Raw genomic sequence first — 23,929 nt, 5'->3', positions numbered from 1 at the left:
CACGGTATACACTGAGAGCCTTTAATCTCTAGAGTCTGAAAGCTTAAAGTTTGTCTCCTCTAGGTTGGTGGATAGTTTGTGATTCTCACTCTAGACCTGAAAAATCAAACAAATACTAACAGTACTATTTTTTGCATCTTTTTTTATGCTTTTCTCTAGCTATATTCTCTAATATTTTTAATATTGTCTAGTAGACAAATAGTACTACTAAATGATTTGTGAAATATTGATAGTTGTCTGAATTAGCTGATATCTTGATCTGTTGATTAATTAGGAATAAAAAAGTTTCACAAAACTTTTTTTCTCAACTAAAAATAAGAATCTTTCCACCTAACCAATAATATTTTTTCACTCCTCTGAAGGATCAACTAGACGAGAACAGGCACTCTCAGACGGAGCAACTGACAATGGCAAGCGAATCGTGAAAGTGCTACCTTTGCCTAACTCACTAGCCAGGGTTAAGCTACCTTGGTGCGCCTTAACGATTGCCTGAGCAATGGCTAAACCCAATCCAGCGCCACCTGTATGGCGAGAGCGATCGCTATTGACTCGATAGAAGCGCTCAAAAATCTTGGCCTGTTCACTTGGCGCAATGCCAATGCCAGTATCTTGGATACTTACCAAAGCCTGAGAGTCGCCGTAGTCTAAGATTACACGCACATCCCCGACCGCAGCAGTATATTGGATAGCATTAATGATTAAATTAGAAATCAGGCGGTAAAGCTGCTCTTGATCACCGAGTACATAGAGTGGTTGATGCACCCTCAACTCGGAAGTAAACGTTATTTTGGCAGAAACTGCCAACGCGGCTAATTCCTCAACTAAGTCACTAACCAGATCATTGAGACAACACAGTGTGCTGCGCATCGATAAAGCTTGTCGCTCTAGACGAGCTAGCAACAGTAAATCAGCAACTAATTGTGTAAGTCGTCGATTCTGACGCTCAATCGTTTTGAAGATATCCCGCGCCTCTAACTCAGACAAATGAGAGAGGCGTAAGGCTGATTCAAGCGTCGCCTGTGTCGCCGCTAAAGGTGTCCGCAATTCATGGGCAGCATCTGCGGTAAATTGTTGGATTTGTCGATAAGATTGGTAGATTGGTTGCATAGCTAACCGGGTCAACCACCAACTAGAGACGGTAACTAAGCTCATTGCCACAGGTAATCCTAAAAACAAAATCCATCTAACATTAGTCAGATAGTTGTCGAAGTCTTTAAGAGAACGTCCCACTTGCAAATATCCCCAAGGAAGATTGTCTTGGGTATGCAGTGACAAGGAAATTTGATCATAGCGATCGCCTTGAGTATCCTTGATCGTCTGCCATAATTGGTCTGTTGGTGTTACAGGTAAACCTTCTGGGATGATTCCCGCTACAGCAACCAGGTTTCCTGAAAGGTCGATTAAACGTACATAATAGTTACCTCGGTGGATAGCACCGAGAGTATGATGCTCCAGATTAGCTCCCTTGCTAATACAGCGTTCGTTACCTGGGCAAAGATCGGGCAAAACCCTCTTGACTCCAGGCTCCAGCCGTCCAGGTTGCTGGAGAATCTGCTCAATAATATCGTGTAAAGTACCAGCAACTGACTCGATTTCTCGGTCTATAGTTACCCAGTGAGCATGAGCGATCGCTTCATAAACTCCCAATCCACACAAGCCCAAAATCACACCCATCACGCCAGCATACCAGCTTGCCAATCGCCAGCGGGTCAGGTTAAACAGCTTATTTTGATTCATTTCTCAGATTGAGACGATAACCCATGCCATAGACAGTTTCAATCATCAAGCCAGTGCAGCCGGAAGATACGAGTTTGCGTCGCAATAAACGCATTTGAGCTGCCACCACATTACTCACAGGTTCGGCCCCCATTTCCCAAAGCCGATTCAAGAGCTGCTCACGAGTGATAATTTGGTTAGGATACTCCATAAAATACTCCAGTAACTGGAATTCTTTGGCTGTCAGAGGAATTACCTGCCTTTGGCTATTCGGGTTCTCCATGCAAATGCTGCCAGTGCTGTAGTCGAGGGTAAGGTTACCCAGCCGAAGTTGTTGAGGCTGTAGCTGGGGAGAACGGCGCTGTAAGGCTCTCAGCCGTGCTAGTAGTTCCGCCATGCCAAAGGGTTTGACTAAATAATCATCAGCCCCGGCATCTAATCCAGCCACTTTATCTTCCATGCGATCTTTGGCTGTGAGCATCAAAATCGGTAAGGGACTATTTTTAGCCCGCAAGCGTTGGCATAGTTCTAATCCAGAAAGTCCTGGTAGTAACCAATCGAAGATTGCTAGGGTGTATTGCGTCCACTGACTCTCTAAATATTCCCAGGCTTGAGTCCCATCGATAGCCCAGTCAACCACATATTTTTCCTGGTTTAAGGTTCGCTTGATGGCAGCACCTAAATCTGGCTCATCTTCAACTAGCAGAACTTTCATCAGGCTACTTCTGTATTTCCAGGAGACCCATCATACCTAAATCCTCGTGATCTAGAATATGGCAATGGTAGACGCTCTTACCAGTGAAATCCCGAAAGCGAACTCGCAGGCGAACTGTCTCACCAACTGGTACTAAAACTGTATCTTTCCACATTAGATAAGGTGTTGGCTGGTCATTGCGCCTGATTACTTGGAAAGGGTTAGTGTGTAGGTGGAAGGGGTGATCCATAACACCTGTATTGACAATTTCCCAGTCCTCAATTGTATCTAGCTTCACCTGAGTATCTACTCGCTGCGGGTCAAAGGCTTTACTGTTAATCTGAAAAACCATACCCTGCCTAGGAGCCATACCATGGTTGAGGGTGAAGCGTCTCACTGTTTGCGGCTCAGGCAATGCTTCTAGAGGAATCAGTTTTTCAGGTGACGGCAGAGGTTCGACTTGACCAGTATAGGTGAGTGTTGCCAAAGTCTGGGTGTTCGCTGTATTTGAGTTTCTCTGGCGGCCCATCATGCCACCTCTACCCATCATGCCACCTCTACCCATCATGCCCATATCACCACGGTTATAGGGCAGATTCAACAGTCGATATTGACCTGGTTGCCGTTCTCCACGCACCAGTACCTCCGCTCGTTCACCTGGAGTTAACAGTAATTCTGTCAGTTCCACTGGTTCAGATAAAGCACCGCCATCAGTGCTAATTAAATAAAAGGGGTGATCTTCCAGAGTCAGGCGGTAAAACCGAGAACTCGAAGCATTGAGCAGGCGTAGACGCAACAAGCCACCAGTGGGGATAGATAAGCTTGGGTTAACTTGGTCGTTGACTGTGACTAGCGAACCTTCCCGTCCCTGCATTTGTGACATGTGGTGTGGCGGCGTAACTCGCCCATCGGCACCCAAGGCAAAATCTTTGAGGAACAGAAACACTTCTTTCGCAGCGCGCAGTTCCGGTATTTTGTCTAACTCTCCCCTAATCACAAATATTCCACCCAAACCGCCAAAAACTTGCTCAGCTACTAAACCATGCCTGTGGGGATGGTAGTAGAATGTGCCTGCCGGATGGTCTTGGGGAATTGTAAATTCGTAAGTGAAAGTCTCGCCAGGGGGAATGTTGAGGAAGATATTGTCGGCATTGCCAGTCGGGGGGAGGTGCAAGCCATGATAATGGATATTTGTTGGCTCTGAGAGGTTATTGGTAAAACGGAGGCGTACGCTATCGCCCGGTTGAGCTTCAAGGGTAGGGCCAGGAATCTGTCCGTTATAGCTCAGCAGATAGGCTTGCTGACCCGCTAAACTAAGGGGAGTTGAGCGAGCGTCAAGGGAGACATCCAGAAGACCTCCGGTGCTGGTATGCTTATTAAGGCTGGAAGTCAAAATTTTCTGGGGCTGTGGCGTCTGAGCTGTGGCACATCTGCTGAGGAAGATACTAGCGGCAGTGGATGTACTCAGAGTCAAGAATTGTCGGCGGTTGATGTAGGGCATGGTGATCACTGCTAACGTCGATGAAAGGCGACTGGCGAGGGATCGAGGTAGCAAAACTTATGATTTGGGATTTTTGGCGCTTCCTTTCCCCTTGATACCCCTATTGTGTAACTCCTCTACTTAGTAGTACTTGCAGTATCTTCTACTTCTACAACTCCACGAAACATATTCATGCCACAATGAAAGGTGTAAGTTCCCGGCTGTTGTGGTGTAAATTCTAAGGGCGTTGTTTGATTAAGCAGCAAATCAACAGCTTTATGAAAGTCGGGTAACAACACTTTTTCTAGGCAACTACTGGGGTCTTTGCGAAAGAAATTGAGCCGCACAGGTTGACCACTCTTAACTACGATTCTATCCGGTTCATAGCCGCCATCAACAGTAATTTTTACTTCCTGAATCCCTTGATTAGCTTCAGCCTGCTGGGCTTGACTTTTACTGAGCAAAAACCACCAAAGTTCTAAACCAATTAATGCTAAACCACCTAGGGTAACGCCTACCTTCAGTGGTAAAGGTTGCTCAATGGGTCGAAATTCACTAGTTGGTGCTGCTGCTTGAGGTATTTGGGCTGTTGTCGTTTGGGCAATTCCTAGTAAAAGTCCTAAACTAATCAGGCTAGTAGTTATTTTTTGTTTATCTAACATTAGCTAAGTTCCTACTCAATTTACAAACGGGCTTGGGGTTGGAAATTGCGTAAACGTAGAGCATTAGTAACTACAGAAACTGAACTAAATGCCATCGCTGCACCAGCAATAATTGGGTTGAGTAACCAACCAAAGAAGGGGTAAAGAATGCCAGCAGCAATAGGAATCCCCGCACTGTTGTAAATAAAGGCAAAGAAAAGGTTTTGGCGAATATTTCTGATCGTGGCGTGACTTAGTTCAATGGCGGTGACAATACTGCGTAAGTCGCCAGAAATTAGAGTAATATCACTAGCAGCAATAGCAACATCGGTGCCTGTGCCAATGGCAATTCCCACATCGGCTTGGGCTAAAGCTGGTGCATCATTGATACCATCGCCCACCATGGCGACAATTTTATTTTCGGCTTGCAGTGCTTTGACTTGTTCAGCTTTTTGATCTGGCCGAACTTCGGCAAATACTCGCTTAATGCCTACTTCTTCGGCGATCGCTTTTGCGGTTTGCTGATTATCTCCAGTTAGCATCACCACCTCTAAGCCCATTTTCTGCAATGCCTTGACTGCCTCAACTGAAGATGGTTTCAGGGCGTCAGCTATCCCCACTAATCCCGCAACTTTGCCATCAACCGCAATCCAGGCGGTGGTTTTGGCGGCAGCTTCCCAAGTTTGTCGCTGTGCTTGCAGTGCTTGGTTAGCAATCCCCAATTCTTCCATCCAACGCTGGGTGCCAATTTGGACAAGTCTCTGTTCGACGATTCCTTGAACGCCTTTACCAGTAACGGCTTCAAATTCCTGGGTTTCTGGCAGTGGCATTGTCACCCCCTGAGATTTGGCATACTCAACCATTGCCTCTGCTAAGGGGTGTTCTGAGTTGCGTTCCACGGCAGCGGCTAAGCGCAGCAGTTTGATTTCGTTACTATTAGCAGTACCATCAATAGTTAGATAGTTAGTAACGCTGGGCTTACCTTGGGTAATCGTGCCAGTTTTATCTAAGACAATTGTTTGCAGTTTATGGGTTAGTTCCAAACTGTCGGCACCCTTAATTAAAATGCCATTTTCTGCACCTTTGCCAGTGCCAACCATGATTGAGGTAGGAGTGGCTAAACCGAGGGCACAGGGGCAGGCGATAATTAGGACACCGACTGTAGTAATTAGGGCGAGGGTAAGGTTACCCATGAAATCAAACCAAATTACGAAAGTTGCGATCGCAATCGCCATCACCACGGGCACAAACCAGCCTGTAACCTGATCAGCTAATTTCTGAATCGGTGCCTTACTTCCTTGCGCCTCCTGCACTAGCTTGACAATCTGCGCCAGCACTGTATCTTTGCCTACTCGTGAAGCCTGGAATTTAAAACTGCCTGTCTTATTAATTGTTGCGCCAATTACCTCATCCCCGGCTTGCTTCTTGACTGCCAAGGGTTCTCCTGTTACCATCGATTCGTCTATGGTGGAAGAACCGTCAATTACTTCTCCATCTACTGGGATTTTTTCTCCCGGACGCACAATGACGATATCGCCTAACTTCACTTCAGCTATTGGCAAATCTATTTCTTGATTATCCCGAATCACACGGGCTGTTTTGGCTTGCAGCCCCATAAGTTTGCGGATTGCCTCGGAAGTCTGTCCTCTAGCACGATTTTCTAATAATCTTCCTAGTAAAATCAGGGTGATCACTACTGCGGCGGCTTCGTAGTAAACTGCTGGTTCTAGCCCCTGAGATCTTAAGATGCCGGGAAAGAAAGTGGCAAAGATGGAATACAAATAGGCAGCGCCAGTACCCAAGGCGACTAAAGTATTCATATCTGCGGCATGGCGCTTTAAGGCTTTCCAGGCACCGACAAAAAAGGATTTGCCACACCAAAACATCACTGGTGTTGTTGCCACTAATTGCACCCAAGGGTTATGCAACCATCCTGGGATTAATGGCAGATGTAAGCCCATCATGGCTGGTAATGAGCCGACTACGAGTAGTGCACTGATGGTAGCACCAAGGATTACCTTATGCTTCAAGTCTGTTTGTTCGGCTTGACGGGCATCTTTTTCTGCATCCTCTCCGCCAGCACCCATTGCTTCTAATGGCTGGGCAGTATATCCAGCATCGGCTACGGCTTGCTGAATTTGTTCTAAGTTAGTGCGTTGAGGATTGTATTTAACTGTGCCTTGTTCCATGGCAAAGTTGACGCTACACTCCATAACGCCGGGAACGCCTTGGATTGCTTGTTCGATGCTACTAGCACAGGAGGCACAACCCATGCCTTGTAATCGTAGATGGCTTGTTTCCATGACTAACTCTAAATCACATTAGTGTGTAGCTGCTAAGGGGGCAACTACTCTTTTGGGGTTGGGCTGTTCATCATCTGCCCAGGTTGCTGATTATGGTTTCTCATCATCCCAGTGCCGTCTCCCATCATCGAGTTGCACTGTTCCCTCATTTGTTGCATCTGCCCCATCATTTGTTGCATCTGCCCCATCATTTGCTGCATCTGCCCCATCATTTGTTCATCGTGTTGGCGCATTTGCTCTGGGTTCATTTGCTGCATAGGATTAGATTCAGTGGGCGTTGCTGGCATCTGCGGCTTGGTTTGGGCAAATGAGGGCATCACACTCAGTGTTAGCAAGGCTATACCAGCGGCAGCAGCGCTAGTAAGGGTTTTACTATATATATTCATCATCTGGTTTCCATCCTTGAGTTGGTGTTCAACTACGCTTCTTGGGACTAGTTTAAAATCTCCAGTTAACTGGAGATTCTATGAAAAGCAATAAAAATTTACGAACTTCCCCAAATGCTTGGTAGTTTCAACCAAAACGCTATATTAATTTCAAGCTCTCATGAAAAAATGAAAACAGCATGAAATGCCACAGCTCATTAAGATCTGTGGTTGACTAAGGCTGTGTATTTTATTCCTTAATTTAGAGTTGATTAGAATTTTAACTATCCATAGTGGATAGTATTTGTCTCACCTTGTTTCAACCCCTAATAGGGATTATAGGTAATTTCGAGCTGCACCGAGTAATCAGCCTCGCTTGTGAGCCCAGTAGTAAGTTTCAATCCCTAATAGGGATTATAGGTAATTTCGAGATTCATGATGTTTTCCCTTGGTCGATATTACTTATTCTACGTTTCAATCCCTAATAGGGATTATAGGTAATTTCGAGCCTCAGCAGCTATGTTGTTGAGGTTTTGTACCTTGGGGTTTCAATCCCTAATAGGGATTATAGGTAATTTCGAGTAGAGAAAAAGCAGCAATTAGAGGCGATCGCTTGTGAGGTTTCAATCCCTAATAGGGATTATAGGTAATTTCGAGATGCGATCGCGTCACTCCAATCAGTCTTATCCTCTACTTCAGTTTCAATCCCTAATAGGGATTATAGGTAATTTCGAGAAGAGCGCCTAAGTCAGGTACAGCTACCCTAGAAAGTTTCAATCCCTAATAGGGATTATAGGTAATTTCGAGTTCGAGCCATCTGCTTGGCTGTTTCATCATCCCAGTGCGAGTTTCAATCCCTAATAGGGATTATAGGTAATTTCGAGTTCACATCCCAAACGCCAATTACATCTTTGTCGCGTTTCAATCCCTAATAGGGATTATAGGTAATTTCGAGAAGAGCTTTATCTCCCTCCACAGTCAGCCGAGCTTCGTTTCAATCCCTAATAGGGATTATAGGTAATTTCGAGGATCGCTAAGTAGTTTTGCATGCATCTCAAAAATGTTTCAATCCCTAATAGGGATTATAGGTAATTTCGAGTTAGAATATCAAGCGGATTCAGGTGCTCTCAATTGAATGTTTCAATCCCTAATAGGGATTATAGGTAATTTCGAGAGTACTCTCAGCCTTATAATCTTCGGCATGTGTAGTTTCAATCCCTAATAGGGATTATAGGTAATTTCGAGGCGTCCCTCAACCCATCGACCTAATCGACCAAGGTTTCAATCCCTAATAGGGATTATAGGTAATTTCGAGAGATCGAGCGAGATCGCCCCCACGTCGCGATACCCTCGTGAAAGTTTCAATCCCTAATAGGGATTATAGGTAATTTCGAGGAGATCTGCTCATTGTCCAGGCGAGTCGAGATCAGGTTTCAATCCCTAATAGGGATTATAGGTAATTTCGAGAAATAATGATCCAGATGCAAAAGCGATCGCCAATCTAAGTTTCAATCCCTAATAGGGATTATAGGTAATTTCGAGATCAAAAAGCTTTCAGCTCTGGGAATTCACAATTAGCCAGTTTCAATCCCTAATAGGGATTATAGGTAATTTCGAGAGCGGGACTCTGAAACCCTTACTATATTCAGTTTTCATGGTTCGATTGCGCGGCTCAAAAAAATTATAGCATTTCAGACTTTGGTGTGTGCAAGACCTCATCAAATAAACCTCCTCAAAACCTCACACAGTAAGCATTTGAGAAAATGCGCGGCTGATTTTTTGAGCCATAATCCTCAAAGCCTTGAACAGGAAGCGATTTAGCCATTTTTCTCAACCACCTCCGCCCAACACCTACCTAGCCGCGCAAAATACCTCTATTTAACTCCCCGTACCATCAACAAAAAAGATAGTTTCATCCCGAAGCTGTTCACCACCAATCCGTTCCACCTTACCTTGACAGCAAGCACACAGGAAATAGAAACGAATACTATCGGTATCAGGCTTAATCAGCTTACTAAGACGCGATCGCAACTTGGCATACTGAGTATTGGTCAAGTCACACTCAAATACACTGTACTGCATCCACTGCCCGTAGGACTTCAGAATGCTATGAATCTTTGTACGGCGCTTATCCTCCGCAATATCATAAGAAACAACCACATACATAACCAATTACCTCACAACCAACGGCGGATACTTCTCAATTTCTCCCATCAAATACTTCCCTAACAGCCGCGCCTGAATTTCAAACGCCTCCTGATAAGTACACTGCCTTTTCAGAACAGGATGCTTAAACTTAGATTGTTTTTTCTGTTCATACAATCGCAAAAACACCTTTAACCCTTCAGAAGTCAGTGACACCGCATTACTTACAGGTTCACTAGTAAAATCAGTTAACTTCAAAAACTTGCGATTAACTGCCGAAACGACTACAGCATCTACTACTAAAGGACGAAATTCTTCCATTAAATCCAAAGCCAAAGAAGGCCTACCATAACGCTCAACATGGAGATAACCTAGGTAGGGGTCAAAGCCGACAATATTAACAGCACTTTGTACATCGTGGCGTAACAAAGAATAACCAAAACTCAAAAGAGCATTTACCGGATCCGTGGGAGGGCGGCGACGTCTAGTTTTAAACTCAAATTCTGAACCACGAATTAGTTGATTAAAACACCCAAAATAAGCCGCACTACCTGCACCCTCTAAACCCCGTAGAGAATTAATCGAAGTAGTAGTATTAATCGGTGCGATCGCATCTTCTAAGCGAGTAATTCCAGCTTGAAGATCTAGTTGAGTAAATTCCCGTTCTCGACGTAACAAAGCACTGCGATAATTCTTCAGCTTACCTCGCACAAAACCCCGGACTACATGTATTGCTTGTTCTGTTTCTCCTATAGCTTGCCACTGCGCTTTTCTGACAAAGATATTTTTCGTCATTTCTGGCTGTAAACGACCAAGATACTTACCATTACCTGTAAGAAAACTCAAAGGAATATGGCGTTCTAAAAGTTCTTTAACCACGGCTGGAGAAACAGTAGCCCTTCCCAGAACTACAACTCCATCTATTTTAATCAGCGGTATATCCAACAGTTTTTGTTTATTAGCTTTTACACTGAGGCGTTCATCAGTTTTCCCGATGAAGGAATCATCTTGAGTAATGTAAACTGTTCCCATGGGATTGATTTGCTATTTAAGTAAGTGAGTGAGTAAAATTCGATGGGAGCATCCCAATTTAGCAACAACATAGTGCGTTGCCATAGCATGCGCGTAAGCAAACATCTTGCTCGCTTGTGGTTAATACGTGAGCATCTTGCTCACACTACTACACAAATTGACACAAATAAGATGCTCTCAATTCAATGCTCTAATCAACTTCCTGATAACGTCCTACTTTGGTAGTAGCTTGGGGCAAACATTGCGAATAAAAACTGCAACCTTGACAGCGTTTACTGTAAGTAGCTTGGGGCATAGCGCCAGTTTGCAGTAAGTAATTTACTGCTTGAATAGTTGCGATCGCATCTGCTCGCAATTCACCAGAAATTTCTACAGGTTGGCGTTGGTGGGAATGGGCGTAATAAACATAACCAGTAGTAACAGTTTGCCCCGTCATTTCTTCTAGACAAAGCGCTTGGGCGCAAACTTGCAACTCATCGTTGTCCCATTCACCCTTACGCCCTCGCTTATATTCCACGGGATACAATTTACCTGATTCTGACTCAATTAAATCAGATTTACCAATTAATCCATAGCGTTCTGATTTGAGCCAAATTGCCCTAACTTGCCAGGTTTCTTCCCGATGTCCCTCGCCCAAAGTATGGACGCGATCGTGTAAGCTAGTTCCCTCAATCGTGTATTGATTGTCGATAAATTCCCCTGCACAAAACATGCGCCAGCAGCGATGGGGACAGTAGGAATATTGGTTGAGGGAAGCGATGGGAATGTAGTCAGTTTCGTTCATAGGTGTGATGAGATAGATAGGACAAGAAATCCCTTATAACCGCCGCAACATGCCCATACCCATTGTGGTTTTCCTTCCCACGCCACTATAAAGAGCAAAATCAGCTAAGGCATTAATTTGCTGAATAATCAGCGTTTCAACATTGCCCAAGATCCGAAAACTGATAACCCCAACGCAGCCAATAAACTTACTACGAGAATCTGCAATTATTTCGGTGTGAATATCAAAGAAGCTGGGGAAAATATGTTCCACTAAGGTTTGAGGAAGTTCAATTCCACTGTATTGATTCCAGCGTTTTATTAAACTGTTAAACACTAATTCTCGCGAGGGTAAGGCACAGTCGTATTTACTTTGTCGGAAAGCGGTAGGCGTGCAGAAGGAAAAATCAATTTGGCGATTGCTTTCTGAAGCTTGCTCGTATAATTGGGCGTAGGTGCTAGCATTTGCCCAAGGTTGCGTAGATTGGGGAGTACCCAGGATACTGGTAATCTGCAAGTCAGCAGGGCCAAGATGCCAAGGATGATCTGGGTTAAGGTTAAGCCAAAGTCGGGTAAGCTTGCCAAATAAAGCATCATCCAACAGAGAAACTCGCCACCAACAAGGAGTACCACCAGGGATAGCTTGGGAATGTTCCCATTGCAGGGTTTTGTCTCTAGTAATGATCTGCCGTCTACTGACTTGCAAAGGGCTCAGAGTGAAGGCTTTATCTGCTGTAGAGTTGTGGAGGTAAGTACCTAAATCTTTGTCTACGGAACTGACAAGGGTGAGGAAGAGGGCGTGTAAATGTCTGCCAGTGAGAAATTGCGGGGGGATGGGAGACTGGGGGAGAAGGTTGAGGATCAGGCTGTGGGGCATTTTCCTTTAACTACTAAAATGGTACTGCATTTGAGCTGTAACAGGGTTCAAATTACCCAAAATTCTTCATCATCAGGACATTTCAACGTAACTCCAGCAGAAGCGATCGCCAAAATCCCAGATAAGCTGGGGAAGAATGTGTACTGCTTAGGTGAGGGAGAGTCGTAGGAAGAGACGAAAATTGGATAACACTCTAATCCTTGCTTTCTCAAACGCACGATCGCCCAACGATTCTTTGCAGTTTCAGAAACAATTACACCTGGAATAAGCTTTTTCTCAGTAATTGATGGTGTGGGTCTTATAACATCTCCGTGCATTCGCTTAATGCTACAATTTTCAAAGGCATAAAGCTTACACAAAAGAGTATTTTTGAATTCTTCTAAATCAGAAACTTGTAGCGAAAAGGCTAGATTGTACGGTTCATTAGCCCGTGATTTTACCTCGATAATTTCTCCATCAATCTCAAACTCATAGAAACGTAATAAGTGAATTGGGTCAAGATTGGTTTCTCCTACTTCATCTAACAAAAGATTTTTCGGATCATAAATTTTCAGACTCTCAAATAAGCTGTCTCTAAACCGAAATAGAGGGGCATAGCTTTCCCTAATAATTACAGCATACTTTTGTATATCTTGCGCCAGTTCTTGGTCTTCCTTAATCATCTTTTCAATCTTTTTAAAAGAATCGCGACCAGCACTAATATCCTCATAATCTTCTGGGCAATAAGCTCTGAGATAACTCATGACAAAGCTTTGCCCACCTTTGACATATTTCCAATCTTTTTGAATCTCTTTGACAGTTTTCTTGGCAATATCTTCTGCTCCTTTCAATACTTTCATTCGCTTTCGATAATAGTCCCACTCTCGTTTGCCATTAAGGACGTTTTGAAGCGTTTGATAGAGTTGAATAACCAAAGATTCGCTAACTAGGCTTTCTAGAAAACTTTCAAGCTCAAGTAAAGGTTTAGCTATCTCTAGAAATGCTTCAGAACGCCAGTAAATTTCTAAAAACGGACGGTTCATGCAATCTAGACTTTCTAACATTTGCTGGAGGGATTCTCGTCCCCCAGAACAGTCTAGATTCTCGATTCCTTGTTCCCAAGCTTGTTCCGGTAAATAAGCGATCGCTTCTGAGGGAATATTAGTTTGTTTCTTACCCAAAACCCGCCCTACCCTACCAAGACGCTGCCAAAACGAAAAGCGATCGCGGGTTGAAAAAATCAGCCAATCAAGATTCTGTCGTTCTGGCTCAATTTCACGTTCAAAATTAAACCCAACATCTACTGTACTGGTTGCTAGAATCACTTGCTTTTGTGCTGCCTTTTGTCGCTGATTGCTCGGTGTACTACCTGTAATGCGACCACAAATATTTTCTAAACCTCTTGCTCTTAACTGATCAGACAAACGATTGAGTATATCTTTAGAGTCGAGAATTACTGCACCATTGCGATCAGGATAATTTTGTATTCTTTGAACAACTTCCTTGGCAATGTCAGCAATCAGCGCATCTCTGTCTAAGTGTTTGCGAATTTCTAAACTAACAGCCGTTTGAGAAGGGATGAGATGCTCAGTTTGTGATTCTCCATTAATTGAGGAATTAATTCTTACTCCAGATTGTTCAAGGGTTCTCAAAGCTTCTTCGCAGGCTGGTTCTGGAGTTGCTGTTAAAAGCACAACTTTGCGATTGTACTGAAAGTAACCAAACTCTTTTGAAAGAGCTAAATAAAAGAACAAACTAACAAGTTGTTTTGCATCATACAAGTGAAATTCATCAAAGATGACTGTTGCAAAACTGTTGTAGAATTCACTGGCAATATTTCCCCGATCTAATCTGTTGTAGGCAAAAAACGTTGCGTAATAGAAAATATCTGGGTTGGTAATGAGCAAAATTGGTCTACCGCCACCACATTCCGGAAAAATAGTTGCAGGTTCACGCAGCACATTATAGAGCTTTTCTCCTGAACGTTTACCAACTAAATCATCTCGCCAACTCTTGACATGCTTTGCAGATGCAGCTTTAACAATATGAGGTAAACCAGCATCGCGCACAAATTTTTCTGCTGCTTCAGTTTGTTGTTCAATCAGTGCATTGGTGGGTGCAATGTAGACAGCGTTACGCTGGGAATTATAGTGCAGCACACTCAATCCCGCTTTGGTTTTTCCAGTTCCTGTTGGTGCTAGGTCAAGGATGATATCATTTATTTCTGCTGCCTTATAGACATCAACTTGGTGCTGAAGTGTCTGATTCGTGTATGCTTGCGCCAAGTCTGAGGGTAAGTCAGGATTGGGACAGGCGGCAATGCTACGGGGTTCGAGGTTAATTTTCAGATTACTCATCAGTGCGTCCACCACAAAATTTGAGATTTGCAGGTAAGGTAAAATCGCCAACTTTCCAAGCTTCTCCATGAAACCGCAAGTTTTTGAGCAGGGAAACAGGAGGAATGGAGATTAAGTCAAAGGTAAATAGTTCGAGATTATTCGGTAAATCAGCCGCACTAAGATAGACATTGCAACAATAATCACCAACGGGAAGTTGCGTTACCGTCAGTTCTCGCAGGACATCAACACGCACTTTGCTGGTAAATTTGCCAACGCGGATGTATTCAGGTAGTTCTCTATTGCCAAATACCAATGTCTGAAAGCGGCTACCCCGTTCAATCATTCGCAAACGTCCAGTTTGAGGAAAATTGCTGGGGCGAAAGGTGTTGGGCTTTTTCCCCGTTCGTTTCAGGGGTAAATCTTCCCGTGCAGTTGCCACACGGTTATTAGTCATGGCATACCAGTAAGAATCAGACAAAGCATTGAAACGTTCAAACCGAAAGGATAGTCCTCCCTCTACTGGGTAAGCCGGAAGGATATAGCACTTTTCTGCTAATGGGGTAAGATCTTCTAGATATCTAGGTCGTCCGGTATCTTTCCCCGTCAGACGGTAAGGCGATCGCGCCCATCCCAGGGCATAAGCAAGGGCGTAATTGCCGATCATACCTTCGGTGTAGTAAGTATCTGATAATTCCCGCGAAGCAAAAAAGACAGGTTCGGCACACCACAACTCGACTAAGCGAGCAGTTGGAAACGGTAGGTTAGTGTCGGAGGAAGTGAAAGAAAGTTCTAATTGTGGCATAGCTTAAGCTGTCACGCATTTAAATTGGATATGAGTAGCGACCAAGATGGTCGCACTACAAGGATTTCGCAATTATTGACAGTAACGTTTAAATGACAAACAGCTTACTATTCCTGTTTATTACCTCTTTCCTTTTTCTTCCCTTCACTTTTAACCTTGCGGAGTGATGCATAAGATTGATCGAGGCGCTTGAGAAATGTTTCCTGTTCAGTTAAATCCCAATGGTGATCGACATCAGCAATCAACGCATCACATTCATCAGTAGACAGTTGCACAGAGATGCCCCGTTTGTTTGTCCAGTTGGCAATGACGGATTGAGTTACTGAAACTAAAGCTTCAGTATTAAAAGGATGTTCGATCGCTTTTCCATCCGCCATCAATTTGTCGTAAACACCCTGCACTAATTCAAGAGAACTTGGCAGTTCTGCAATCCCACCAAAAATACCAAGAATCTGGTTTTCCATCCGTCCAACGCGACTCGAAACAGCCCCATAACGGCTTGTGAGCAGAATGTTGCCAAGGGCATAGCGCAACTCATCAGCGGTTACATCTTTGAGCGTGACGATATCAAGGAAATGAATGCCAGGTTTAATGTATTCGCTAGTATTGAGTCCCTTTGAGGTTTTTGTTTCGTCTTCTGCTTCACCAGGAAGCCGCATTGTACCATTTTCGTAGACAGCGTTAAGTGTTCTATTTCCTATGAGTTCTGTAGATGGTAAGACACTAAAAGCATCTTCTGTCCAAACGCGGCTTTTCTGCGAACCAATGTTTTCTCCTCGACCTGCTGCAAACCCATAAAGAAAACAGTCAATGCAATCTCCACATGGATGATTAGTATTTAATGAGCAAGTGAAGTTTTTATTCTGATCTTTACTGGTGTAAAGGAGTTCGTGCGATCGCAGAAATTCCCGCCCTCGTCGTCTCTCTGGTGCAACCTGTTTGCGTTTAGTCATCACTAATCGAGGAATTGACTCAGTATTTTCAACTCCAGCCTGAACATACTCACTGCACATCGGTTCCCCTGTACCTTCAGTGCGAAAAATCGTTTCAGATTTTGTGGTGCGGAGGACAACAACACCGATTGTGCGTCCTTTGGGAAAGTTTTCGTAGCTAGAGGCGAGAAATGGCTTTAGTGTTTCAATTGACATGATGATTTCTCCTATTTAGCTTCAGTTGCTTGTTTAGTTTGGGCTTTTAGTTCTTGACGGGCTTCTTGTAAAAAGAACAGATAAGCAGCTTCGAGAGTTTTGCTATCAGTTAAAAGCCGTTCTGGACGTGAATGGTAAACTTCCTCAAACAGTTCTCTCAGAATTTGATAAAACTGTTTGACTTGCTCATATTTAGTTGCACCAACACCGTGTTCTCGAATGCGATCAAGGCGGGTGTGATAGTCCTGAACCAGAGCAGCAAAAATCGTTTCCCAATCCATGTGTGATTTACGCGATCGCACTGCTTTGATAAATTCAGAAAAGGGTTCAGCTTGTGCAGTACGACGAAATGAACTACCCCTTAGTTTGCCCACTTCAGCAATATGAGCTGCTTGTTTGAGATAATGTGAAACGCGATCGTGTTCTTCTGACATAAGACTCTTCAATAGTGTGGTTAAAGGTTCACAAATACGAGTCCAAATTGCTTCCAAGTTTGGATCATCTTGTTCTCGTAAAACCCATCGTAATAGGACAAAATAGAGATTGAGTGGTCGTTGGGCAGCGCGTGCTAAATCGTAGAGGCAGTCATCTTTTTTCTGAAGACTAGCAATGCTGATACTTAATTTACCAATGCACTGTAAACGCTCTAAAACCTCTTCAGCCGTCAAAGCAAATTGCTGTTCTTGTTTAGATAAATGTCCTTGACGTTGATAACTTCCTGATCTAAGTAACGGTTGAAGTGCAGAAGCAATTCCCTCAACTCTGCCAAACACATCCCACTCTGGCTCAACTTCTAAATTGGCACTGAGAATAAAGGGAAATCCAAAATCAGGAGCAAGAGATAGTTCTAGCGCCAAGCGTAACGATTTAAGCAAAGCAACTGAATTATTGGCATCACCCCAAACCACGGGAATTGTCACGGTAGAGTAGGTAAATTCTGGCCTTTTTGGCAGTGCAAACCCGACAACTTTATTGGCTTTAAACGCGATTAAGTTATCTCGATATAATTGCAACTCATCGATTGTTACCGTTCCCCCTTCTCCGTTCGTTGCTGCTGTATCGTCAAGCCACTTTCGCCAAATAGCTTGTAATTGAGGACTTGACCCTTTAGGTAAAGCAAAGTGTAAATATAGTGGGTCTTGTTTGCTGGCTTTGGGAAAGTTAGCCCCCACCGTCATTAGTTGGTAAGCCAGGGATGCCAAAATATCTGCCCGCCGCTTGGGTTCTGCACTCATACCACCGGGAAGACGATTTGAGAAAGCTTGTACCTTTGTTCCTGGCGGCATTTTGTTAGAAATCAATTCATCAACCTGAGTAGAAGTTGCTCCCAGAGAACAACGTTGACGAGGATTTGCCTCAACATAAGCTGTCAATTCTGCAAACTTTTTCCAATCGGTTGCCCCAGAAAAATTTAGTAATCGCCTAACTGCTATTATTAAATCCTCTGAAACATCAACATCTTCAGTTTGTCGGATTTGAAACGAATCTTGTAAAGTTGTGTGAATGCTTTCTATTCCACGTACTACAGCTTTAACGGCAAACAAACTACGCCCATATTGAGCATTGAATGGTTCTAACGCAGTACGTTGTTCAGCAGAAAGTCCAATCTGGGTAGCAATGCGATCCCAAGCAGCTTTAGGACTGAGTTCGGCTTCTCGATAGCTGAGATAGGCTGCTTTCATTCCTTCGGAGAGCGCAAACTCATCAGCCGTTTCTACAGGAGTTAAGCCCACTGCTTTTGCAGTAGCGATCGCGTCTTCTCCTGCATCTTTACCGTACTTCTCAATATCTTGTGCGACTTTATCCGATTTATAACTGCTTAGCTTCCTGGTTAGCAGAATTTCGACTTGCTCAAGGGCACCTTCTAGATTCTGTTGAATTGCTTGCGGATCAACTTTAATTCCATCTTTGGTAGCTTTAACAAGTTGCTCAATATTGCTACTAAAAACCCGATCAATCTTTTTCTGCCATGCTCTTGCAATCTCAACGGTTAAATCTTCTTCTGGAAATGCTTCACCTTCAAAAATTTGTCCATCAGGATCAATAGCAAGGGTATGCAAACCGCGCTTATGCAAGACTTCTTCACAGGCAGAGAGTAACAGGGAAGTTAGATAACCTCGATCTTCCGATAACCTCACTTCAAACAAATGACTAGAACGACCAAAAGCAACTGTTAATTCATTTTCTACCTTACGAATCCGCGTTTCTTTGGCAATTCCTAAATCAAATAAATCGCCACCAATCAGCATGGCTGCCCAGCGTTTGATTTGGTCTTTCATTTGGGGATCTTCGGCAACAAACCGCATCCCATCGCTATTACCGTGACCAGAATGGCTTTCAATCAGTCGGCGAATAAGTTCAAGATCGTCATCTGTTTTGACAAGTGTAATTACACCAGCATGCTCAAGTTGTTCTGTTAGAAAGCTGCGATCGCGTGCCAAAGTTTTGACATTCCGTCCATCTTCTGTAAGTTTATTCAAATCGTGAACAGCAGTTGCAGCAAGGATGCAAGGTCGCTTTTCTTCAGGAACTTCAGCAATTTTGCTGACGGTGAGAACAAACTGACAGGCTGAATCGAGGTGTTCAGCAAGAGTCCGTCCTTTGCGTGTCCCATACTGTCCATGAGTTGCGTGTAACTCGTACAGCCTAGGGCGAATTTCCTTAAAATAATGCTCATCTAAACTTTCCGGCTCACGGTTCAGGAGCCGACGACGTTTTAGCATCTTGCTTTCCTCTCATTTTTTAGGTAGGTGTAAGCACTGCGCTCAATAAGATGCGATATTGAATACCGCCAAGATTTGCGACAGGACTCACACTTAAACTTTATAGCTGGATGGTATGATGTACTTGCAAAATCTAGGATTACATAAATTGAGAATAAGTACAAGTACATTTTTGTCTCTACTCTTAGAATGCCCAGAAAAAAGGAAACTCTAACACTATCTGTTCCGCCAGGGACAAAAAAGCAGCTAGAAGCGATCGCCCGTCGCCTAGGCATCTTCTGGGGTAAAAGTCCCAGTCCCTCCGGACTCATCAGTGCGATCGCACAACAAAAGCTCGAAGTCGGACAGCCTTTTGTCCTCAACCACACCCAAGTTGCCGCACTCCAGCAAGCCACCAAAGTCCTCGTTGATACAGGCTACGTTGGAGAAGCACAAACCCTTTCCAATCTCTTGTCAGAGCGGGGAAATCTCTCAGCCCCCTTGCGTCAAGCAATCCTCCAACAAGTCATCCAGCCTGCTGTGGCATGGCGCATCATCGTTGAGCAACAAATTAACAACCAACAACCCTTTCGCCTGCTCTACGGTAATGCTCAAGGACAGGACTTAGCCTACACAGTGCGTTATGCGGAAATCACCTTTGAAGAAAAGCGCTTTTACCTGGAAATCTGGTGTGAAGAGACCGAAGACATTAAGGATACGGACTTTCCCGAACTCATCCATAATCGCTGTCTACGCCTGGATCGTATCAAAACAATCATACCTACTAGTGGACAATGGCGTGATGAGGGCTTAGATCACTTTAAAGTGTACTTACATTTTAGGCGAGGAATGGTTAAAGCCTACGAACCGAGAGAAGCGGATATTAGCAATGAAGTGATCGGAGAGGAAAGCCAACCGGTGCGGCAAGTCGTGCGGCGTGTCTCCAATCCCTTCTGGTTGATTCGAGAAGTTCGACGCTACGGCAGAGATTGCACGGTGATATCACCAGAAAATGTACGTGAACAAGTCAAGAAGGAGCTTCGCGCTGAATGCCAGCACTACGACTTAGAGGTTAGAGACTAGTTGCCATCAATACCAGCTCCCGATTGAGGATTAGTACATCAGTCTGCTTACCCATTTCCTAACGTCAACTCAGGCAATTTATACGGTTTCCCGAACCTCCTGTTTTACAGTTTACCGCCCATAATCTTAGCTGAAAATCATAGACGGTAATCACCACCAATTTAGGGATCAAAACCGAACGAACTACACTAATTCTTTGCCTAATATAAGAATCAAAGGCACAGATTGAAAGACTAAAGCTGCCAAACCAAACATCATTTATAAGGAGGAAGAACTATGCCATTAGTTCGTTGGAACCCCTGGCACGAGATTGACACTCTGCAACGGCAATTCAACCGCTTACTTGATGACAATGTAGTACCAGCTTCTTGGCAAGATTCCCAGAGCTTTTCAAGGATGCCTGCTGTCGAAATAGAAGAAACTCCAGAGGCTATCCATCTAAAATTGGAAGTTCCTGGCATGGAAGCCAAAGACTTGGACGTGCAAGTTACAGAAGACTCCGTTTCGATCAGCGGTGAACGTAAATCAGAAGCCAAGACCGAAGAAAAGGGCATAACCCGCAGCGAATTCCACTACGGAAAATTCCAGCGAGTAATTCCCTTACCTGCTCCGATTCAAAACACCAAAGTTGAGGCAGAGTATAAAGACGGTGTATTGCGTCTGACATTGCCCAAGTCTGAAGAAAGCAAAAATAAAGTAGTCAAAGTCAACCTCGACTAAGTGATTGCTTAACCTGATGAGCATAACTCATCAACTAGATGGTAGTTTAACTTAAGAAAAAGCCCGGTGGCTCTCAGGCTACCGGGCTTTTTTTACTGCAATTCTACTCAAAACTAAGAGCAAGCTGAACATAATTAGCTTGAGCTGAATTCTCGGACTTAGTATCTACTTGACCAGAAAACTCGTTTTGCCAAACATCACCAGTAGCTGGCAACTTACCACCAAAAGCCAACCAGTATTTGAACACTTCAACCCTACCATCGTCGGGATTAAGAACCCGATAAACTCTCAGTCGCTTTTTCTCCCGACTTTCTGAGCGGATACATCTGAGTCCGTAGCCAATTTTGTCCAAGAAACGTCTAATAATAACGATGGGGGTAGAATTCTTTGCCAATCCAATACCCACTGCGGTTCTAATTGCAGAACGGTTAGCCAAGGCGAGCGCGGCTACACTTCTCAAATCTTCGTCAGTATTCCTCAGCTCTCGATCGCGGTCAGCCAATAGCACTGGGATACCGAGCAGTTCCATTGTGCCAATAACCGCTCCTAGCTGGTTTCGGTTAAAATCTGGAAGAAAGATACTGCCTTGACCAAGGTCAAGTAGCCTTCGTGCGATCGCAGCATCTCGCTCTGCTAGATACTGGCGACCCAGGGTAAGAAAGTAATGAACTTGTAGCTTATGATACCAGCCATCATCATCCTTAGCTACCAAGTTGGCTGTCACAGGGACGCCATAACGCACCTTTAAATCATACTTCCGCTGGGAGCGCCGCTCGGCTAAAGTCTTGACCATCCGCCTGTTTAGGTTTTGATACTGCCGAGCACTGAGTTCCTCAGCCGAAGCCACCGCCTCACATTCTGCCTGATAGTTCTGGTTTCTGACAGCAGTAATTGCCGTCATTAGAGAATTATTCTCCCCCTGAGACACCAACCCTTGTTGATTTTTCCCCTTTTTTGAGGCAGCCTCAGGAGGTACATCCACAACCTGATGACCTTCAGCAACCAAAGCCGCGACAACAGATTCTCGATAGTTGACCATCGAGGCATTGAACCGGACTGCCATCTTAGCCCAACAAAGCAAAGATTCCGCCTGAAAACCCATATCCAGGTCGTCGAGAGCATGGAAATCAGTTTGCTGTAGCAAGCGGATATTCAACTGGGTAAGGCGATGTCCAGAACTAAGCAGTGAAGGTATCGAAGTCGAGCCATTCCCGACTTGATTAAAGCCATAGGATGCTACCCAGATAAACCGGGGCAGATTTTCTCTAACTCGTCCTAAAGCCTGTCTAACGCTATTCTCAGCTTGAATTCCTTGGGCAATTCCCCAGACTGAGGTGAAGTGTCCTTGCACTTCAATACTTACTCCCGTTTCAATTGCCGGACTAGCTAAAACGATGTCATACTTACCTAAAACCTGATTAAGATTATTGATGCATCCATAGGCAGGATGAGTTGGTTCTGCTAAAGATTCAGAATCAAGGCGCAGAATCCGCAGTTGGGGAAATTGCTTTTTCAGGTAAGCTTCGAGGGTGCAGGTTCCCCATTGACTTTTTTTCTTTTGAGCTGAGAGACAAACAAAGGGTTTCCCGCCCTCCCGAATGTGTCTCTCTAAATCTTTGACCAGTCTTTTGGGAGTACTTTCTGTATAGTTATTGACTTGCCAAGATTCTTCTAATTCTGGTTGCCACTCGTTCTCAACAATCAATGGCTGTACAGGGAATCCTGCCAAGCTAATTAAGTAATCTAGGGAAATATCACTCAAGTCAGCATCAGCAAGAAAGACTTTGCCCGAACCATCCAAAACATTTTGGATTAGAGTTTTCAAAGACTTGAGAATGGCAACGCGATTGCTTTGACAAGTGCTAGAGTTCAACCCATGCCAAAGGACTTGTTCCACTTCATCAATAATTACTACCCCACCAGACCAGTTAGCAGGATTAAAATGAGCCTGAGAATCGGGATGAAGGGAATCAAAGCACAGACCATATCCTTTCACCGCACCTGCTGGGTCATCGCGTACCTCGGTGATATAGTTGAGGCCAAAGCGTTGGCAAAGTGCCTCTACCAATCGCACTCGATGACCCACAACCAAAACCCTCTGCCCATTTTCTAGGGCTTGAGAGACAATGCTTTCTAACAGCTGAGTTTTGCCTGTACCTTTGGGGGATTTAATGCCAATTAGTTGAGCTGCGGCGGGAAAATCTAGCTGGGGGAGATAGCGGCAATTGAGTTGAATATCACTCTGGTAAGTTAGCTTCGCTAAAGCCTTAGCTTTCCAAGTATCGAGAGTGGTTGCCCTTTGATATGCTTGATCAAAAACACTCTGCCCATGAGTTGCCAATAAGTCATCTACTCCCTTACCCAGTTGGAGGTTCCAAGTGATGACTTTGACTGGGCAACCAGTCTGATTCAGTAGGTATCCTGTTTTGCGGATAGCGGCATTGACTGCCTTGATCGTATTAGGTTTGGCATCTTGGTCAAAAACTAGATATATTGGTCGGTTTTGGATGGCTAACTTCTTTAATTGGGGAATGAGGCGAGATTTCCCGATGCGGTTTCCCAGTTCGTCCCTAGGTACTCGATAGCCTCCATTGACCCCTGGTAAGGCTACAGCAGCATAGCCTGCGGTGAGTAGTGCCCCAGCTTTCTTGGCTCCTTCGGTGATGCAAATCGGCAGTTCTGGGTGATTCATCAGCCACTCCCAGAAGCCGAAGTCTGGTTGATCTTGCTCAATATCTTCTGGTAAAACTGTGAGACCGTAGCGATCGGCAATGCGCTGCCAAAGCTCAAGGGGAACTCGCAGGGCAAAGATTCCTGTGGGCGCTTTGGGGGGATGTTCGTACTTAATCAGCTTCTGATTCTGGAGAGAACGACGTGGTTGGCTGGGTTTGAAGCAACCCCAGAGGTCATCAGAGCCAGTAAGTAGATCGATCCCTGAACACCACCATCCGCCCTGTTGGGTATGTTCATAACGCTGGAGAATATAGTTGCTCACTCTGCCATCATTACGTCTGGGAATGGCATCGGAGTAAAGTAAATATTCTGAGGGGCAAGAGCCTTCTAAGGCGGTAACGTTGAGGTGAGTCAGTTGGTCATCGACACAACTGGCTCGCCACTCTAGCAAATGGTTCATGGATTTGA

Annotated in this window: 17 protein-coding genes and 1 CRISPR repeat array; of the genes, 2 read left to right on the top strand and 15 right to left on the bottom strand. The window is 44.4% G+C overall.

Features of this window, described 5'->3' with window-relative positions; all coding sequences use genetic code 11:
- Positions 1-348 precede the first annotated feature (348 nt).
- The 14 genes from rppB to ACT7WV_RS02355 form a co-directional block, all read right to left on the bottom strand.
- Complete coding sequence (gene rppB, locus ACT7WV_RS02420) at positions 349-1,737, bottom strand: two-component system sensor histidine kinase RppB (protein WP_445101372.1); 1,389 nt, start codon at positions 1,735-1,737, stop codon at positions 349-351.
- Positions 1,724-2,431 carry a two-component system response regulator RppA gene (gene rppA / locus ACT7WV_RS02415; protein WP_445101371.1) on the bottom strand — a complete coding sequence of 236 codons (708 nt, stop codon included), beginning with the start codon at positions 2,429-2,431 and terminating at the stop codon, positions 1,724-1,726. The genes rppB and rppA overlap by 14 nt, the downstream gene beginning before the upstream one ends.
- Before the next feature lie 4 nt (positions 2,432-2,435).
- Entirely contained in the window at positions 2,436-3,911 is a 1,476-nt protein-coding gene (locus ACT7WV_RS02410; protein ID WP_445101370.1) for a multicopper oxidase family protein, read from the bottom strand.
- Positions 3,912-4,027: 116 nt separating this feature from the next.
- Complete coding sequence (locus tag ACT7WV_RS02405; RefSeq protein ID WP_445101369.1) at positions 4,028-4,552, bottom strand: cupredoxin domain-containing protein; 525 nt, start codon at positions 4,550-4,552, stop codon at positions 4,028-4,030.
- A 20-nt stretch (positions 4,553-4,572) separates the two neighbouring features.
- Positions 4,573-6,834, bottom strand: coding sequence for a heavy metal translocating P-type ATPase (locus ACT7WV_RS02400; RefSeq protein ID WP_445101368.1), 2,262 nt, complete (start codon positions 6,832-6,834; stop codon positions 4,573-4,575).
- Between the two features lie 44 nt (positions 6,835-6,878).
- Positions 6,879-7,223 carry a hypothetical protein gene (locus tag ACT7WV_RS02395; RefSeq protein ID WP_445101367.1) on the bottom strand — a complete coding sequence of 115 codons (345 nt, stop codon included), beginning with the start codon at positions 7,221-7,223 and terminating at the stop codon, positions 6,879-6,881.
- A gap of 292 nt (positions 7,224-7,515) precedes the next feature.
- Positions 7,516-8,817: direct repeats of the CRISPR family, unit length 37 nt; unit sequence GTTTCAATCCCTAATAGGGATTATAGGTAATTTCGAG.
- A 260-nt stretch (positions 8,818-9,077) separates the two neighbouring features.
- Positions 9,078-9,365, bottom strand: coding sequence for a CRISPR-associated endonuclease Cas2 (gene cas2 / locus ACT7WV_RS02390; RefSeq protein ID WP_445101366.1), 288 nt, complete (start codon positions 9,363-9,365; stop codon positions 9,078-9,080).
- Positions 9,366-9,371: 6 nt separating this feature from the next.
- Positions 9,372-10,376 (bottom strand): type I-D CRISPR-associated endonuclease Cas1d, encoded by a 1,005-nt coding sequence (cas1d, locus tag ACT7WV_RS02385; protein WP_445101365.1) that lies wholly within the window; start codon positions 10,374-10,376, stop codon positions 9,372-9,374.
- Between the two features lie 190 nt (positions 10,377-10,566).
- Positions 10,567-11,160, bottom strand: a complete 594-nt coding sequence (cas4, locus tag ACT7WV_RS02380) for a CRISPR-associated protein Cas4 (RefSeq protein ID WP_445101364.1) — start codon at positions 11,158-11,160, stop codon at positions 10,567-10,569.
- Positions 11,161-11,193: 33 nt separating this feature from the next.
- Complete coding sequence (cas6, locus tag ACT7WV_RS02375; RefSeq protein ID WP_445101363.1) at positions 11,194-12,015, bottom strand: CRISPR-associated endoribonuclease Cas6; 822 nt, start codon at positions 12,013-12,015, stop codon at positions 11,194-11,196.
- Between the two features lie 47 nt (positions 12,016-12,062).
- On the bottom strand, positions 12,063-14,351 hold the full coding sequence (gene cas3 / locus ACT7WV_RS02370) for a type I-D CRISPR-associated helicase Cas3' (protein ID WP_445101362.1): 2,289 nt from the start codon (positions 14,349-14,351) through the stop codon (positions 12,063-12,065).
- Entirely contained in the window at positions 14,344-15,135 is a 792-nt protein-coding gene (gene cas5d, locus ACT7WV_RS02365) for a type I-D CRISPR-associated protein Cas5/Csc1 (protein ID WP_445101361.1), read from the bottom strand. The genes cas3 and cas5d overlap by 8 nt, the downstream gene beginning before the upstream one ends.
- A 107-nt stretch (positions 15,136-15,242) precedes the next feature.
- Positions 15,243-16,283 carry a type I-D CRISPR-associated protein Cas7/Csc2 gene (gene cas7d / locus ACT7WV_RS02360; RefSeq protein ID WP_445101360.1) on the bottom strand — a complete coding sequence of 347 codons (1,041 nt, stop codon included), beginning with the start codon at positions 16,281-16,283 and terminating at the stop codon, positions 15,243-15,245.
- 11 nt (positions 16,284-16,294) lie between these two features.
- Positions 16,295-19,006, bottom strand: a complete 2,712-nt coding sequence (locus ACT7WV_RS02355; RefSeq protein ID WP_445101359.1) for a CRISPR-associated protein Csc3 — start codon at positions 19,004-19,006, stop codon at positions 16,295-16,297.
- A 189-nt stretch (positions 19,007-19,195) separates the two neighbouring features.
- Here ACT7WV_RS02355 and ACT7WV_RS02350 point away from each other — a divergent pair, with 189 nt between their 5' ends.
- Together ACT7WV_RS02350 and ACT7WV_RS02345 are read left to right on the top strand one after the other, a co-directional pair.
- On the top strand, positions 19,196-20,068 hold the full coding sequence (locus tag ACT7WV_RS02350; protein ID WP_445101358.1) for a helix-turn-helix transcriptional regulator: 873 nt from the start codon (positions 19,196-19,198) through the stop codon (positions 20,066-20,068).
- 276 nt (positions 20,069-20,344) lie between these two features.
- The gene (locus tag ACT7WV_RS02345; RefSeq protein WP_445101357.1) at positions 20,345-20,788 is read left to right on the top strand and encodes an Hsp20/alpha crystallin family protein; all 444 of its coding nucleotides are present in this window, start codon (positions 20,345-20,347) and stop codon (positions 20,786-20,788) included.
- A 103-nt stretch (positions 20,789-20,891) separates the two neighbouring features.
- Here the strand turns inward: ACT7WV_RS02345 and ACT7WV_RS02340 are convergent, their stop codons facing one another.
- On the bottom strand, positions 20,892-23,921 hold the full coding sequence (locus tag ACT7WV_RS02340) for a plasmid replication protein, CyRepA1 family (RefSeq protein ID WP_445101356.1): 3,030 nt from the start codon (positions 23,919-23,921) through the stop codon (positions 20,892-20,894).
- Positions 23,922-23,929 lie beyond the last annotated feature (8 nt).

It is taken from the genome of Symploca atlantica LB2515 (assembly GCF_052546295.1).
The sequence above is the reverse complement of the archived record's forward strand: the minus strand, read 5'-3'. Positions and strand labels throughout refer to the sequence as shown.